General features: G+C 75.9%; 15 protein-coding genes. 6 read left to right on the top strand and 9 right to left on the bottom strand.

The window, feature by feature from the left end; all coding sequences use genetic code 11:
* The first annotated feature begins 58 nt into the window (after positions 1 to 58).
* A complete protein-coding gene (locus tag ACFUEL_RS20860) occupies positions 59 to 487 on the top strand; it encodes a helix-turn-helix domain-containing protein (protein WP_380237907.1) in 429 nt (142 codons plus the stop codon).
* 56 nt (positions 488 to 543) lie between these two features.
* On the opposite strand, the gene ACFUEL_RS20855 is transcribed toward ACFUEL_RS20860, so the two are convergent.
* Together ACFUEL_RS20855 and ACFUEL_RS20850 are read right to left on the bottom strand one after the other, a co-directional pair.
* On the bottom strand, positions 544 to 1,149 hold the full coding sequence (locus ACFUEL_RS20855; protein ID WP_380237906.1) for a ClpP family protease: 606 nt from the start codon (positions 1,147 to 1,149) through the stop codon (positions 544 to 546).
* A 1-nt stretch (position 1,150) separates the two neighbouring features.
* Positions 1,151 to 1,804: a ClpP family protease gene (locus ACFUEL_RS20850; RefSeq protein WP_380237904.1), complete on the bottom strand. Its 654-nt coding sequence runs from the start codon at positions 1,802 to 1,804 to the stop codon at positions 1,151 to 1,153.
* A gap of 235 nt (positions 1,805 to 2,039) precedes the next feature.
* Here ACFUEL_RS20850 and ACFUEL_RS20845 point away from each other — a divergent pair, with 235 nt between their 5' ends.
* Together ACFUEL_RS20845 and ACFUEL_RS20840 are read left to right on the top strand one after the other, a co-directional pair.
* Positions 2,040 to 2,663, top strand: coding sequence for a thioredoxin family protein (locus ACFUEL_RS20845; RefSeq protein ID WP_380237903.1), 624 nt, complete (start codon positions 2,040 to 2,042; stop codon positions 2,661 to 2,663).
* Positions 2,660 to 3,169 carry a hypothetical protein gene (locus ACFUEL_RS20840; RefSeq protein ID WP_380237901.1) on the top strand — a complete coding sequence of 170 codons (510 nt, stop codon included), beginning with the start codon at positions 2,660 to 2,662 and terminating at the stop codon, positions 3,167 to 3,169. Before ACFUEL_RS20845 ends, ACFUEL_RS20840 begins: the two co-directional genes overlap by 4 nt.
* A 363-nt stretch (positions 3,170 to 3,532) precedes the next feature.
* On the opposite strand, the gene ACFUEL_RS20835 is transcribed toward ACFUEL_RS20840, so the two are convergent.
* Entirely contained in the window at positions 3,533 to 4,465 is a 933-nt protein-coding gene (locus ACFUEL_RS20835) for an aldo/keto reductase (RefSeq protein WP_380237900.1), read from the bottom strand.
* Between the two features lie 86 nt (positions 4,466 to 4,551).
* On the opposite strand from ACFUEL_RS20835, the gene ACFUEL_RS20830 reads away from it, so the two are divergent.
* A complete protein-coding gene (locus tag ACFUEL_RS20830; protein ID WP_380237899.1) occupies positions 4,552 to 5,145 on the top strand; it encodes a TetR/AcrR family transcriptional regulator in 594 nt (197 codons plus the stop codon).
* Positions 5,146 to 5,193: 48 nt separating this feature from the next.
* On the opposite strand, the gene ACFUEL_RS20825 is transcribed toward ACFUEL_RS20830, so the two are convergent.
* The 6 genes from ACFUEL_RS20825 to ACFUEL_RS20800 form a co-directional block, all read right to left on the bottom strand.
* Positions 5,194 to 7,095 (bottom strand): FUSC family protein, encoded by a 1,902-nt coding sequence (locus ACFUEL_RS20825; protein ID WP_380237898.1) that lies wholly within the window; start codon positions 7,093 to 7,095, stop codon positions 5,194 to 5,196.
* Between the two features lie 170 nt (positions 7,096 to 7,265).
* The gene (locus tag ACFUEL_RS20820) at positions 7,266 to 7,913 is read right to left on the bottom strand and encodes a GntR family transcriptional regulator (RefSeq protein WP_380237896.1); all 648 of its coding nucleotides are present in this window, start codon (positions 7,911 to 7,913) and stop codon (positions 7,266 to 7,268) included.
* A gap of 58 nt (positions 7,914 to 7,971) precedes the next feature.
* Entirely contained in the window at positions 7,972 to 8,802 is an 831-nt protein-coding gene (locus ACFUEL_RS20815) for a cytochrome c biogenesis CcdA family protein (RefSeq protein WP_380237895.1), read from the bottom strand.
* A complete protein-coding gene (locus tag ACFUEL_RS20810) occupies positions 8,799 to 9,614 on the bottom strand; it encodes a DsbA family protein (protein ID WP_380237894.1) in 816 nt (271 codons plus the stop codon). The genes ACFUEL_RS20815 and ACFUEL_RS20810 overlap by 4 nt, the downstream gene beginning before the upstream one ends.
* A 159-nt stretch (positions 9,615 to 9,773) precedes the next feature.
* Positions 9,774 to 10,307 (bottom strand): DinB family protein, encoded by a 534-nt coding sequence (locus tag ACFUEL_RS20805; protein ID WP_380237893.1) that lies wholly within the window; start codon positions 10,305 to 10,307, stop codon positions 9,774 to 9,776.
* A gap of 220 nt (positions 10,308 to 10,527) precedes the next feature.
* The gene (locus ACFUEL_RS20800; protein WP_380237908.1) at positions 10,528 to 11,472 is read right to left on the bottom strand and encodes a LysR family transcriptional regulator; all 945 of its coding nucleotides are present in this window, start codon (positions 11,470 to 11,472) and stop codon (positions 10,528 to 10,530) included.
* A 131-nt stretch (positions 11,473 to 11,603) separates the two neighbouring features.
* On the opposite strand from ACFUEL_RS20800, the gene ACFUEL_RS20795 reads away from it, so the two are divergent.
* Positions 11,604 to 12,668, top strand: coding sequence for an alcohol dehydrogenase catalytic domain-containing protein (locus ACFUEL_RS20795; protein WP_380237892.1), 1,065 nt, complete (start codon positions 11,604 to 11,606; stop codon positions 12,666 to 12,668).
* 131 nt (positions 12,669 to 12,799) lie between these two features.
* Entirely contained in the window at positions 12,800 to 13,987 is a 1,188-nt protein-coding gene (locus tag ACFUEL_RS20790; protein ID WP_380237891.1) for a flavin monoamine oxidase family protein, read from the top strand.
* Positions 13,988 to 14,121: the final 134 nt, after the last annotated feature.

The following is a 14,121-nucleotide window of genomic DNA, read 5'->3' as shown; positions in this document are numbered from 1 at the left end:
GGCTGAGAGCAGAGCGGCGCGGACTTTCCTTCCGGCGCCCGGTGCCTAGGCTGGGAGGATGAGCACTCACGCCTCGCCCGCCCCGGCCCGTGTCCTCCCGCTGCGCCCCCGGCCCGAGGCGCCGGCGGCCCCGGCGCCCAGGGAACCCCTGCTGCGGGACGTGGTGGGCGACGTGCTGCGGCGCGAACGACTCGCCCAGCAGCGGACGTTGAAGGACGTCGCGGAGGCCGCCCGGATCTCCGTGCCCTACCTGTCGGAGCTGGAGCGCGGCCGCAAGGAAGCCTCCTCCGAGGTGCTCGCCGCCGCCGCCCGGGCACTCGGCCTGGGCCTCGGGGACGTGCTCTCGCTGGTGCAGCGGGAACTCGTCGCGGTGCACAGCGCCACTGCCGCCGCCACCGCCACCGCCACCGCGCTGCGCGGCCGGACGGCGGCGGCGGGCCGGGCGGCGTCCGCGGGCCGGTACGGCGGGTTCTGCCTGGCGGCCTGAGCGGCCTGGGCGGCCTGGGGGCCTGGGTGGCAGCCCAGGCCGCCCAGGCCCTGCCCTCAACCCGCGTCGGGGAGACGGTTGTTCAGCACCCGGTCGGCGAGGCCGTACGCCACGGCCTCCTCGGCGCTGAACACCTTCTCCCGGTCCATGTCGGCGCGCAGGGTCGCCACCGGGTGGCCGGTGTGCCGGGAGAGCACCTCCTCCACCTGCGAACGGATCCGCAGCACCTCCTTGGCGGCCAGGCTCAGGTCGGAGACCGTCCCCCGCCGCCCGCCGCTGGCGGGCTGGCCGAGCAGCACCCGGGAGTGCCGCAGCACCGAACGCCGCCCCGGGTCGCCGCCCGCCAGCAGCACCGCGGCGGTGGAGGCCGCCTGCCCGACGCAGTAGGTGGCGATCGGGCACCGCACGAAGGTCATCGCGTCGTAGATCGCCATCAGCGAGGTGAACGACCCGCCGGGCGAGTTCAGGTAGACCGCGATCTCCTCGTCCGGGCTCGAGGACTCCAGGTGCAGCAGCTGGGCGATCACCACGTTGGCGACGCCGTCGTCGATCTCGGTGCCGAGGAAGACGATCCGCTCGTTCAGCAGCCGGCTGAACACGTCGTACGAGCGCTCGCCCTGCGCGGTCCGCTCGATCACGTAGGGAATCGGGTAGGAGGCCATGTCACAGCCCCGCCCGTCGACGGGACGCGGTGCTGCCGACTTCCGCCAGCGTCTCCAGCACCCGGTCCACCATCCCGTACTCGCGGGCCTGCTCGGCCGTGAACCAGCGGTCCCGGTCGCCGTCCCGGGCGATGGTCTCCGGGCTCTGCCCGGTGTGCTCGGCGGTGATCCGCTCGATGGCCAGCTTGGTGTACTCCAGGTTCTCCGCCTGGATCTCGATGTCCGACGCGGTGCCGCCGATGCCCGCCGAGGGCTGGTGCATCATGATCCGCGCGTTCGGCAGCGCGAACCGCTTGCCCCGCGCGCCCACCGTCAGCAGGAACTGCCCCATGCTGGCGGCGAACCCCATCGCCAGGGTCGACACGTCGTTCGGGATCAGCCGCATGGTGTCGTAGATCGCCAGCCCCGCCGTGACCGAGCCACCCGGGCTGTTGATGTACAGGCTGATGTCGGTGCGCGGGTCCTCCGCCGAGAGCAGCAGCAACTGCGCGCACACCCGGTTCGCCGACACGTCGTCGACCTGGGTGCCGAGCAGCACGATCCGCCGGGCCAGCAGCAGCGCCGCCAGGTGGTCGTCGAACGGGCTGGGCGGGGTGTCACCGTCCTCCGCCCGCGGGCGGAGCCGGTGGGGGAAGGTGCTGGGCAGTGGGGTCATCGTGTCTCCCGGTGCTGACGGAGGGTCGGTCACTCCACTGTCGGCGACCGCAGCCCCCGGGCGAAGGCTTCTCTGCCCAGCGCAGATTCGCTCCGGGCAGAGCGTACGGGGCGGAGCGGACGGGGCGGACGGGCAGAGCCGGCGGGGTGGGGGCGGGGTGGGGGCGGGGTGCGTGAACGGGGGCGGGCCGTTCCCGCTATCCTCCTGCGACTGATCACTTACGGGAGGGAACCCCATGCGCCGAATACGCCTCGGCATGACGGCCGCGATCGCAGGGGTCGCGCTCACCGCCGGCTGCGCCTCGAGCGCCGGTACCACCGCCGCCACCCCGGCCGCCACCGCTGCCACCGCCGCCACCGCGCAGGCGTCCGTCGCCGCGGCGGTGACGTCCCCGGCCGCGGTCGCCTCGCCCAGCAGCCCCCTCCCGGTGGCGAGCCCGACGGCCGCCCGGGGCATTCCCGACGGGTACGACGCCGGCCGCGACGCGGAGGCCGACATCCGGGCGGCCCTCGCCGAGGCCGCGAAGGACCACCGGGAAGTCCTCGTCGACTTCGGTGCCGACTGGTGCCCGGACTGCCGGGCGCTGGACGTGATGTTCCGCTCGGCGCAGGTCGAACCACTGCTGCAGAAGGACTACGTCGTGGTCGCCGTCGACGTGGGCAGGTTCGACCACAACCTCGACGTCGCCGCCCAGTACGTCGACCTGCAGACCAGCGGGATCCCGGCACTGGCCGTCCTGAAGTCGAACGGCGAACTGCGGACCGCGACCGACGACGGCGCCTTCGCCAACGCCAGCAGCATGGACGCCGGCCAGGTCAGCGCCTTCCTGACCCGCTGGGCGCCCGCCGGCGACCAGTGAGGCCCCGCACCCGCCCCTGGTCCGTGCTGGGGGCCGCCGCGGCAACGGCCCTCCTGCTCGGCGGCTGCGGAACGGACCGGCCCGCGGAGCCCACGGCGCACACCACCGCCAACGGGGTCACCGTCACGGCCACCCTGGTGTCCACGTCCGGCGGCCGGCGCGAAGTCCGGGCGACCTTCAGCCCGGAGCAGGCCGGCTTCCACCTCTACAGCATCGACCTCCCCCCGCAGGGCATCGACGGACTGGGCATCCCGACCAGGCTGTCCGTCCGCGGCGACCTCACCGCGGACGGCACCCCGGCCACCGACCGCGAGATCCGCCAACTGCGCCCGACCGGCTTGGAGGTCGAACTGCCCGTCTACCCGGACGGTCCCGTGACGTTCACCCTGCCGGTCCGCCAGACCGGCTCCCACCGGGCCGAAGTGGTCGTCAGCTACGGCGCCTGCAGCGAGACCCGCTGCCTGGTACCCGTCACCGACGAAGTGATCCCCCTCGACCTCGACTGATCCGCACCAGCCGCACGCGGAGGGCGCGGTCGTGGCAGAATCCGCGGAGGCGAACGCCCTGCGGGGTCTCGGCCCGCAACTCCGCAGGCCGGCAAGCCTGCTGCCCGCGCACGCGGGGATGGCCCGATGGGGCGGACCACGCAGCCGCCGTCGCAGTGCTGCTGCCCGCGCATGCGGGGATGGCCCCCGGACGGGGACACCACCGGAACGAGGAGAACCCTGCTGCCCGCGCACGCGGGGATGGCCCCTACGCCCTGGGCGTCGACCTGCCCCGCATCGTCTGCTGCCCGCGCTCGCGGGGATGGCCCCGAGCAGACCGGCGACGGCCGGGTCTTCGCGAACTGTTCCCCGCGCTCGCGGGGCTCAGGCGTGTTCGATGTCCCCGGAGCGGGAGGGGACAGCGTCCAGCGCGGCCAGCGTCTCCGGGTCGAGGGTGATCGTGCCCGCTGCGGTGTTGGCGCGCAGGTGGTCGGGGTCGGCGGTGCCGGGGATCAGGAGGGTGTTCGGGGTGTGCTGCAGCAGCCAGGCCAGGCCGATCTGTGCGGGGGAGACGTCGAGGCGGCGGGCGGCGGCGAGCACGGCCGGCTCGTCGGCGACCTTCGGCACGCCCGCGTACTCGCCGCCGAGCGGGAAGTACGGCACCCAGGCGATGTCTTCGGCGAGGCAGAGCCGCAGCACGTCCTCGTCCTCGCGCGACACCAGGCTGTAGGCGTTCTGCACGCAGGCGACGCCCACCGGGAGGGCCCGGCGCAGTTCGTCGGCGCCGACGCTGCTCAGCCCGATCGCGCCGATCTTGCCCGCGTCCCGCAGTTCGGTCATGACGGCCAACTGGTCGTCCAGGTCGACGAGTTGGTCGCCCTCGGCGCGCAGCCCCGGGCCGTGGCCCGCGCGGCGCAGGTTGACCAGCGGGATCCGTTCCCAGCCGAGGCTGCGGAGGTTGTCCTCGACGGCGGAGCGGAGCTGTTCGGGCCGCTGGGCCAGTTGCACCGGGAGCCGGCCGGCGGAGGGTTCGGCGCCGACCTTGCTGGCGACCAGGACGCCGTCCCGGTCGGTGAACGCGGCGCCGATCGCCTCGTTGGCCGAGCCCGCGCCGTAGAACTGGGCGGTGTCGACGTGGTCCACGCCCAATTCGGCGGCGGTGCGCAGCAGGGCGACCGCGGCCGCGTGGTCCAGGCGGCGCAGTTGCATGGCGCCGAAGCCGACCCGGGAGACGGTGCGGCCGGCGAGCGTGCCGGGGCCGCCGGCCCGTTCCGCGCCGGAGGCGGTGGACTGCGGGGATCCGATCGTGGAGGGCATGGCGATATCTCGCTCCCGTGAGACGATGGAGGTAAACGGAGGAACTCCGTTATCGTCACCGTAGCACTAAACGGAGGGCCTCCGCTTTGCCTGCTCCCGATCCCCGCCCCGCCCCCGCGGGCGCAAGGGCGCCCCGGGCCGACGCCCGGCGCAACCGTCAACGCCTGCTCGCCGTCGCCCGGGACGCCTTCGCCGCGACCGACGGCAAGGCCACTCTGGACGCCATCGCCCGCGAGGCCGGGGTCGGCATCGGCACGCTCTACCGCCACTTCCCCACCCGGGAAGCACTCGTCGAGGCCATCTACGCGACCGAACTCGACACCGTCGTTGCCAGCGCGCCCGCCCTGCTCGCCGAACTCCCGCCCGAAGCGGCGCTGCGCGCCTGGATGGACGGCTACGCCGCGTTCTTCGCGGCCAAGCGCGGCATCTCCGAGACCCTCCGGGCCGGCTGGGCCTCCGGCACCATCGCCACCCCGGCCACCCGCGAACGGATCACCGCGACCATCGCCCTGATCCTCGACGCCGGGGCGAGGGCGGGCACGCTGCGCGACGACGTGCCCGCCGAACGGGTCACGATGATGCTCCTCGGCGTCTTCCTCTCCACCAGGGCCGGCAACGAGCCGGAGCAGACCGGCCCGCTCCTCGACCTTGTCGCCGACGCCCTGCGCCCCACCACCTGACCTCCCCGGCTCGACCCTCCTGGCCCCGGCCGTCCCGTCGCGCGGCCGCTACGCGGTCCGGGCGCCGCGTCCGATCCTGGGAGCCCGCGGTGCCGGCGGCGCGGACGGGGCGGACGGTGCGGACGGGGCGAGCGGTGCGGGCCCGGCCGGGTGGTGGCCGTCGAGGTGGTGCAACTGCTCGGCCAGGCGGTGCAGTCGGTGGCGGGTGCGGTCGAAGTGGCGGTGGTCGGCGGGGGTGAGGGTGAGGGCGGTGTCCACCGTCCGCTCCACCTCCTCGATCAGCGCGGCCCACCGGTCGATCGCCCCCCGCCGCCACGGCGGCTCCCGCCGGGCGCGCTCGAACTCGGCGCGGGCCACCGCGAGTTGGAGGTGCGGGGCGGGCACGGTGCGGGAGTGGCGCGGGGTCAGCGCGAGCGTGGTCTGCTCGACCGCGACGGCCAGCCGGCGGGCCACCGCGAGCTGCCGGTGCCGGGGCCCGGCCGACTCGCAGGCCAGCACCGCCGCCAGGCAGCCGATCGCGCAGCAGGCCAGGCAGGGCAGCAGCAGCGGCAGGGCCGGATCGCCCGCGACCTGGGTGACCATCAGCACCACCGTGGCCAGCGCCGCCGCCTGGTACAGGTAGCCGGTGCCGGACAGCGCCGGGACCAGCCCGGCCGCCAGTGCGAGCACCGCCAGCAGCACCCAGCCGGTTCCGCCGCAGGCCAGCACCAGCCCGCTGACCAGCACCCCGAGTGCCGTCCCGCAGAACCGTTCCAGCGCGCGCCCGGTGACCGGCCCGATGTCGGGACGGCACACGAAGGTCACGTTCAGCACCGCCCAGTACGGGTGCGGCAGGTCGAAGTACGCGGCCGCCGCGCCCGCCAGCAGCAGCGCCAGGCCCAGCCGCAGCCCGCACAGCCAGGACTGCGGGTCCGCCAGCACCGCCCGGACCACCGCCCGCCGCCGCCCCGCCGGCCTTTCCGCCCGCTGCCCCGCCAGCCTTCCCGCCCGCCGGCCGTCCACCGGGACGGCCTCCCCGTCCCCCGGCACCACCCCGTCCCCCGGCAGCACCGCGGCCCGCGCCGCCCGGAGCAGCCGCACGTCCAGCGGCCCGCGCCCCGGCGGCCACGCCGACCCCAGCGCCGGGCGCCCGGCCGCGACCCGCTCCGCCTCGGCGCGCAGCCGCCCGGCCAGCGCCGGATCCGCCGCCAGGCCCCGGGCCCCGGCCGAGCAGGCCGTCCCGGCGAGGGCCAGCAGACCCGGCAGGTGCCGGGCCAGCGCGCCCCCGCCGACCGCGCCGGTGTGCCGGGCCCGCTCCAGCAGGTCGTGCAGGGCCCGGCGCCGCGCCGTCCCGGCCGGGCCCGCCGCGTCCGGCTCCAGCACCGCCGCACAGCCCGTCAGGCACTGCGCCAGCAGCGCCCGTTCGGCCCGGCCGCGGAAGAACAGCCGCCCGGCCAGCGCCAGTACGACCACCGACAGGCCGCCCAGCAGCATCAGCGCGGGCGGCAGCCAGAGCGGACCGGGCAGCGGCAGGTCCAGCGCCACCTGGGCGTCCATCAGCAGGATCATCGCGCCCAGCGAACCCTCCGGGCCCAGGCAGGCCAGCACCCCCGCCGGCACCCCCAGCGCGGGCAGCAGGTACGGCGCGAACGCCGTCCCCTCGGCCGTCAGGGTCGCGAACGCCCCCGCCACGCCCAGCAGTTGGGGCAGCAGCATGGTGACCGCCCGGTGCCGGTAGGCGGCCGCCACATCGGTCAGCACCGCCGAGAGCGCGCCCAGCGCCACCATCACCCCCTCGGCGGGCCGCCCGGCCAGCAGGCCGAGACCGGCCGGGGCGGTCACCGCCGCCAGCGAGCGCCAGGCGGCGGACGAGAGGGCGGGCCGCCGCCTCGGGGCACAGGTCTGCCGCACCCAGGGCAGCAGCGAGTCGGACCGGAGCGTGCGGTGACGCCCGTGTCGAAGAGTTGACATGCCGCCCATGCAAACGAAGCCCCGCCGCCCGCGGCACGGCGCCGCCGCCGACCTGCGCCGCCTGGAGCCGGGATTTCGCCTGGCCGGGGGAGAGCGCGTGACCTTCCGGCTTCCCCCGGACGGAGTGCGTGACCCGCCGGACGGACCAGGCGGCCCGGCCGCCGGGTCGTTCAGACCCGCAGGTGGCGGAGGTCGAAACCGTAGGTGTCGCCGACGTGGGAGCGCAGGATGTCGGAGAACCCCTGGATGTCGTCGGCGGCCAGGCGGGCGACGAGGGCGCGGTGCTCGGCGGTGATGTCGGCGCAGCGCTCCATCAACTGCTCGCCGTAGCTGAACAGCAGGAAGCGCTGGCGGTCGGCGAGGCGGTCGTTCAGCTCCAGCAGGACCTGGTTGCCGGCGGCCTCGACGAAGGAGCGGTGGAAGGCCACGGTGAGTTCGATGAAGCCGGGCAGGTCGCCGTCGGCCAGCACCCTCTCCTGCCGGTCGACCTCGGCCCCCAGGCGGGTGGCGAGCGCGGCCCGGCGCTCGGGGGTGGTGCGCTGGACGGCGGTGCTCTCCAGGATCAGCCGGGCGTCGGCGAGGTCCTGGACGTCCTTGCCGTCCAGGCCGCGGACGAGGGCGCCGCGCTTGGGGTAGACGGTGATCCAGCCTTCGTCCTGGAGCCGGACCAGGGCGGCGCGGACGGGGGTGCGACTGACCCCGAGCTCGGCGGCGAGGCCGGCCTCGCCGAGCATCGTCCCGGGCCGGTGCGTCCCGTCCAGGATCCCGGCCCGGAGGGCGGCGTAGGCCCGCTCGGCGGCGCTCTCGCTTGTCGACATGGCCTCCATCTTCCCCGACCCGGGCCCGGACGGACGACCGTGCGGGCACGCGGCGCGCTCACCCATCGGCGTCCCGCGGCCCGGCCGCGGCCCGCGCGCGGCGGCGGTGCACGAACCAGGCGGCGCCCAGCGCCAGCACGGCCAGCCCGACCACCGCCAGGTCGGGGACGGCGGCGGCCCCGTCCAGGGTGCGGGTCTCCACCGCGAACTGGTCGGAGGCCCCGAGGAGGCCGCCCAGCGACGTCGTCCCGTCGGTGGCCAGCAGCAGCACGCCCAGGGCCACGCCCAGCGCGCCGCCGACGAGTTGGGTCACGGTGTTGCGCCACCGGCCGAGGCGCACCTCGCGCGGGCGCACCGCGCGGCGCACCCACGGCAGCCGCGGCCAGGCCAGCGCCAGCAGGAACAGCGGCACGACCATGCCGAACGCGAACACCGCCAGCACGGTGCCGCCGTACAGGGGCGTGCCGCCGAGCGCGGCCAGCGCGAGGACCGAACCCAGCACCGGCCCCGCGCACACCCCCGCCACCCCGTACACGCTGCCCAGCAGGAACACCGAGAGGTTCGAGGTCAGGTCGCCGGTCCGGGTCTGCCCGAGGGTCGGCAGGGTCAGGCCGGAGAGCTGCACCAGGCCGAGGGCGATCACCGTCCAGGAGGCGGCGCCGACCAGCAGCTCCCGGTGTTCGGAGACGGCGGAGCCCAGGCCGCCGGCCAGCACGCCGACCGGCACCAGGGTGGCCAGCAGCCCGAGGTAGAAGACCCCGGTGCGGGCGACCAGCCGGCCCGGGGCGGTGAAGGCGTAGGCGAAGAACGCGGGCAGCAGCATCACCGAGCAGGGGCTGAGCAGGGTCAGCACCCCTCCGGCCAAGGCCCCGGCGAAGCCGATGTTCACCGGGTGCCGCCCGCCTTCGCGAGCGCGTCGTCGAGCAGTTCGCGGAACGCGTCGGCGGGCTGCGCGCCGGAGAGCACCCGGTCGCCGACGACGAAGAACGGGACGCTGGTGACGCCCAGGTCCTGGGCCTGTTCGGTCGCGGTGGTCACGGCGGCGCGCAGGTCGGCGCTGCCGAGCGCGGTCTCGAAGGCCGCCAGGTCGGGCACGCCCGCGGTGCGGGCGAAGTCGAGCAGCCTCTCCTTCGGCAGGTCGGGGTGCCCGTGGTCGGGGGCGGCGCCGTAGAGGGTGGTCAGGTACTCCCGGAACCGCCCCTGGTCGGCCGCGGCGTGCAGGGCGACCGCGCCGTCCACCGACTGGTCGCCGAAGAACGCGAGGTCGCGGAACTCGTAGCGGACCTTGCCGGTGTCGACGTACTCGGACAGCAGGGCGGGCAGCGTCTGCTGGGTGAACAGCGCGCAGTACGGGCAGCGCAGGTCCGCGTACTCGACCATGACCACGGGTGCGTCGGCCGGGCCCAGCGCCATCCGGTCCGCCGGGTCGCGCCGGGCCAGCGAGTCGGCGGTGGTGGTCCGGCTGGCCGTGGCGCCGGTGGCACTCGCGCTGCCGGTGGCGTTCGCGGTGCCGGTGGCGCTCGCGGTGCCGCTCGGCGCGGGGGCGGGCGCGGATCCGGTCAGGTGCCGGGAGCCGCCGCCGGCCAGGGCGACGATCAGCAGGAACACGCAGACGGCGGCGAGGACGACGTTCAGGCGGCGGGAGTTGCGCAGCCGGCGCTCCAGCGCTTCCAGGGCAGCAGAGGACAGGTAATCTGGCACCCATCTAGGATACATCTGGGATCCCAGATGGGTGGGGCGGGGGTGCCGACCGGTTCCGCCCGGCCGCGGCACCGCCGTCCCCGGGGCGCTTCCCGGGCGTCCCCGGGGTGCTTCCGGGGCGTTTCCGGAGGCCGCCGGGTGGACGGAGCCGGGTTCGGATCAGGCGGGGGCGCCGAGGACGAGGTAGCCGTCGATGCGCCGCAGCCGGTCCGACCGGGGGTCGGGCGGCAGCGGGTGGCCGAGGGCGCCGCTGCGGACCTCGCCGATCCACTGGTCGTGCTGGTACTCGTGGTTGATCAGGGCGATCAGCAAGTGGTGCGCGACGATGGCGAGTTGGGACGGTGCGCCGACCCGCCCGGCGGCGATGGCGCCGATCCGGGCGTGGACCCGCTCGGCGACGGTGTCGCGGAACGCGGTGAGCCGCTCGACGGTCGGCAGCGCGCCGCGGAACTTCTCGGGGTTGGCCGAGTCCATGATCCCGTCCAGTTCGGGATCGGGGCTCGGCTCGGCCGCGGTGAGGTTGCGGACCATGAAGTGGGCGACGTGCGCCTGGTGGCCGAGGTGCCAGCCGATGGCGCTGGAGTCCTCGTGCGGACGCCAGGTCACCTCGTCCGGCGTGAGGTCCTTCCACAGCTCGTCCGTGTAGGCGCGGGCCCGGTCGTAGTCGCGGAGCAGTTCGTCGAGTTCGTGCATCGTGCTGCCTGTCGTCTCGGATCGATCGGGGCGGGGCGGCTCTCCGGAGAGGCGGTCGGTTGCCGGGACCAACGGCAACGTTAGGGAGCATCGTGCGGTCCCGGTAGAGGCCCGTGGTGAATCAAGGCATAGCGGATGTGTATGCCCGCGGACTGCTCGCCACCACGCGGCGGGACGCCCGCCGTCCGCGGTGGGCGGGGCGGGGGACCCCGGGGCGCGGTCAGCGGCGGGCGGCCGCCAGGGCATCGGCGAGGTGGAGCAGGTCCGCGGCGAGCGGGGACTCGGTGCTCCAGACCGCTTCGAAGGAGATCTGCACCTCCCGTCCGGCGTCGACCAGCGGCCGGTGGGGCACGTCGGGAGAGGTGAGCTTGGAGCGGGGGACCAAGGCCGAGCCGAGGCCCAGCCGCGACCAGTCCTCCAGGACCCGGTAGCTGGCGGCCTCCCCGGCGTAGGTGCGCAGCGGGATCTCGCCGGCCCGGAAGAGCTGCCGGGTGAAGGTGGTCAGGCCGCAGGCGTCGGGGACGAGGATGAAGCGCTCCCGGGCGGCGTCCGCGAGTTCCAGCGGCGCGCCTCCGTCGGAGCCGCCTCCGTGGGTGTCGCCGGTGCCGGGGCCGGGGCCGTTGCTGTCGGGGGCGTCGGTGCCGGGGCTGATGACGACGATCGGCTCCACGTCGATGACCCGGTGCTCGAAGCGCGGCATCGCGGCGACGGCGGGGATCAGGATGATGTCGAGTTCGCCCTCGCGCAGGGCGCCGCGCAGGTCGTGCATGTCGTCCTCGCGCAGCACGAGGTCCCTGGGGGCGGGCAGGTCGCGGACGGTGCCGAAGGCTCGGGCGACCAGGTGGGGGCCGATCAGCGGCGAGACGCCCATCCGGATCCGCTGCCCGCCGGGCTCGGTCAGCCGCCTCGCCTCCGCCGCGACGGCGTCGAGGGCGAGCACCGCGCGCTCGATCAGCGGGAGCATCCGGGCACCGAAGGCCGTCCGGGCCACCCCGCGCGGGGAACGGTCGAACAGCTTGCCGCCCAGGCGCTCCTCCAGCTTGGCGATGCCGTTGGACAGCGCGGGCTGGGTGACGCCGTAGGCCCGCGCGGCGGCGCTGAACGACCTGGTCTCGGCGACGGCCTGCGCGTACCGCAGCCCCTCCGGGTTCAGCCGGTCGGTCATAGCCACCGCTTATCGCTCCATTCGCCGTCGTCCCCTACCGGGCTGCTGGGCGCCTGCCTAGGGTGGGGCTTCTGCTGCTCCAGCATAACCAGCAGCTATGTGAACCGGCTGGGCCGGGGGAAAGGGGAAGCATGTCGGAGCGTGTCACCGCGATGGCCGTCACGGAGCCGGGCGGCCCGTTGCGCCTCCACCGGTCCGCGGTCGAGGCGCCGACCGGCACCCTGGTGCGGGTGGCCGTCGCGGCCGCCGGGGTGTGCAACGCCGACCTGGCGACCGCCGCGGCCACCGGCTCGGGCGCCGCCCTCCCGGTCGTCCCCGGCCACGAGGTCGCGGGCGTCGTCACCGGGGTGGGGGAGCGGGTCGCGGGCCGGCGGGTCGGCGACCGGGTGGTCGTGGGCTGGTTCGGCGGCAGCTGCGGGCACTGCGAGCGCTGCCGCGCGGGCGACGTCGTCCACTGCCCCGAGCGCAAGGTGCCCGGCCTGTCCTACCCCGGCGGCTGGGCCGACAGCATCACCGTGCCCGCCGACGCGCTCGCCCGCGTCCCCGACGGCCTGGACCTCCTCGACGCGGCCCCGTTCGGCTGCGCGGGCGTGACCGCGTTCAACGCCGTCCGCCGCGCGGGCGCCCCGGTGGGCGGACGGGTCGCCGTGTTCGGGATCGGCGGACTCGGCCACCTCGCCGTCCAGTTCGCCGCCGCCCTCGGCCACGAGACCGTCGCCGTCGCCCGCGGCACCGACCGCGAGGAACCCGCCCGCCGCCTCGGCGCCCACCACTACATCGACAGCGCCGCCCGCGCCCCGGGCGCGGCCCTGCGGGAGCTCGGCGGCGCCGACCTCATCGTCTACACCGCCTCCTCCACCGCCCCCGCCGACGAACTGCTCACCGGCCTGAGCACGCACGGCCGCCTCACCCTCGTCGGCGTCGACGCCGGCTCCCTCACCGTCCCGGCGGCCCGGCTCGTCATGAACGGCCACACCCTCACCGGACAGCTCACCGGCACCCCGCGCGAGACGGAGGAGGCGATGCGCTTCGCCGCCACCCACGGCATCCGCCCGGTGGCCGAACGCCTGCCGCTGCGGCGCGCCGCCGAAGCCCTCGACCGGCTGCGCTCGGGCACCGCACGCTTCCGCGTCGTCCTGGACACCGCGGACACCGCGGACACCGCGGACACCGCGGACGCCGTGGACGCCGCCTGACGGCACCCGCCCAGCCGCCCCGCGGCTCCGCAACGCCCCGCAACGCCCCGCGGCGCCCCGCGACCGCACCGGGAGCGGCCGCCGGACACCCGGCCCAGCACTGCCCGGCCCACCCGATCGGAAGGAACCCCATGTCCCAGCACGACGGCCACGACGCGATCGTCGTCGGCGCCGGAGCCTCCGGCCTGACCGCGGCGGCCGGCCTCCTCGCCGCCGGGCTCGACACCGTGGTCCTGGAGGCCCGCGACCGCGTCGGCGGACGCCTGCTCTCCGTGCCCGTGCCCGTGCCCGGTTCGGTGTCCGGGCCGCGCCCGGGGCGCGCCCTCGACCTCGGAGCCACCTGGTTCTGGTCCGGGGAGGACCGCGTACGGGCCCTGACGGACGCTCACGCCGTCGCCGCCTTCGACCAGCACCTGGCCGGTGACACCGTCGTGCAGGAGGCCACCGGCGTCCGCCGCCTGACCGGCAACCTGATCGACGCCCCCGCCCGCCGCTTCACCGCCGGCGCCCAGAGCCTCGCCACCGCCCTCGCCACCGCACTGCCCGCCGGCACGCTGCGCCTGGGCACCCCCGTCACCGCCGTCCGCCCGGACGGCCGGCACCGCGTCACCGTCCACACGTCCGGCGGGACGCTGCGCGCCCGGCACCTCGTGCTGGCCCTGCCGCCGGCCCTCGCACTGGAACGCATCGACTTCGCCGACACCCTGCCCGCCGACCTCGCGCACCTCGCCCGCGCCACCCCGGTGTGGATGGGCACCGTCGTCAAGGCCGTCGCCCACTACCCCCGCGCCTTCTGGCGCGAAGCGGGCCTGGCCGGGGCGGCGTTCAGCCGGACCGGCCCGCTGCAGGAGATCCACGACATGTCCGGGCCGGACGGCACCCCCGCCGCCCTGTTCGGCTTCGCCCACGCCCGCACCGTCGCACCCGGCTACGAGCAGGCCGTCACCGACCAGCTCGCCCGCCTCTTCGGCCCGGCCGCCGCCCACCCCGAGCACCTGTACGTGCAGGACTGGAGCGCCGAGGAGTGGACGTCCCCCTCCACCGTCGCCCGGTTGAACGATTACTCGCTCTTCGGCCACCCCCGCTACCGGCAGCCCGCGCTGGACGGCCGCCTGCACTGGGCCTCCACCGAGACCGCCGCCCGCTACGCCGGACACATCGAAGGCGCCCTGGCCGCCGGCGAACGTGCGGCGCGGGCCGTCCTGGCGGCGACCGCCGCCCCCGCCCGCCGTACGGAGAACGGCGATGACGTTCGTGGCGACGCCGTCGGCGGGTCCGCCCCTCCGGCACCCACGGACCGGCCCACCACGCGGCGGTGACCGACCCCCGGTCCGGCACCTGCCCGACCGGGAGTCCGGGCCCGCCGGGGCGCCGCCCCGCCCGGGGCCGGGTTCACCCCCAGGGTGCCGCCCCGCCCGGGGCCGGGTTCACCCCCAGGGTGCCCGGATCGACG

It is taken from the genome of Kitasatospora sp. NPDC057198 (assembly GCF_042670125.1).
In the GTDB taxonomy this organism is placed as follows: Bacteria; Actinomycetota; Actinomycetes; order Streptomycetales; family Streptomycetaceae; genus Kitasatospora.
The sequence above is the reverse complement of the archived record's forward strand: the minus strand, read 5'-3'. Positions and strand labels throughout refer to the sequence as shown.

What these genes read in the sequence shown, in the direction of transcription:
- ACFUEL_RS20820 (WP_380237896.1), bottom strand. Translation starts at nt 7,913, where the DNA reads ATGTCGACAAGCGAGAGCGCCGCCGAGCGGGCCTACGCCGCCCTCCGG.
- ACFUEL_RS20790 (WP_380237891.1), top strand. Translation starts at nt 12,800, where the DNA reads ATGTCCCAGCACGACGGCCACGACGCGATCGTCGTCGGCGCCGGAGCC.
- ACFUEL_RS20805 (WP_380237893.1), bottom strand. Translation starts at nt 10,307, where the DNA reads ATGCACGAACTCGACGAACTGCTCCGCGACTACGACCGGGCCCGCGCC.
- ACFUEL_RS20795 (WP_380237892.1), top strand. Translation starts at nt 11,604, where the DNA reads ATGTCGGAGCGTGTCACCGCGATGGCCGTCACGGAGCCGGGCGGCCCG.
- ACFUEL_RS20850 (WP_380237904.1), bottom strand. Translation starts at nt 1,804, where the DNA reads ATGACCCCACTGCCCAGCACCTTCCCCCACCGGCTCCGCCCGCGGGCG.
- ACFUEL_RS20855 (WP_380237906.1), bottom strand. Translation starts at nt 1,149, where the DNA reads ATGGCCTCCTACCCGATTCCCTACGTGATCGAGCGGACCGCGCAGGGC.
- ACFUEL_RS20835 (WP_380237900.1), bottom strand. Translation starts at nt 4,465, where the DNA reads ATGCCCTCCACGATCGGATCCCCGCAGTCCACCGCCTCCGGCGCGGAA.
- ACFUEL_RS20845 (WP_380237903.1), top strand. Translation starts at nt 2,040, where the DNA reads ATGCGCCGAATACGCCTCGGCATGACGGCCGCGATCGCAGGGGTCGCG.
- ACFUEL_RS20825 (WP_380237898.1), bottom strand. Translation starts at nt 7,095, where the DNA reads ATGTCAACTCTTCGACACGGGCGTCACCGCACGCTCCGGTCCGACTCG.
- ACFUEL_RS20860 (WP_380237907.1), top strand. Translation starts at nt 59, where the DNA reads ATGAGCACTCACGCCTCGCCCGCCCCGGCCCGTGTCCTCCCGCTGCGC.
- ACFUEL_RS20800 (WP_380237908.1), bottom strand. Translation starts at nt 11,472, where the DNA reads ATGACCGACCGGCTGAACCCGGAGGGGCTGCGGTACGCGCAGGCCGTC.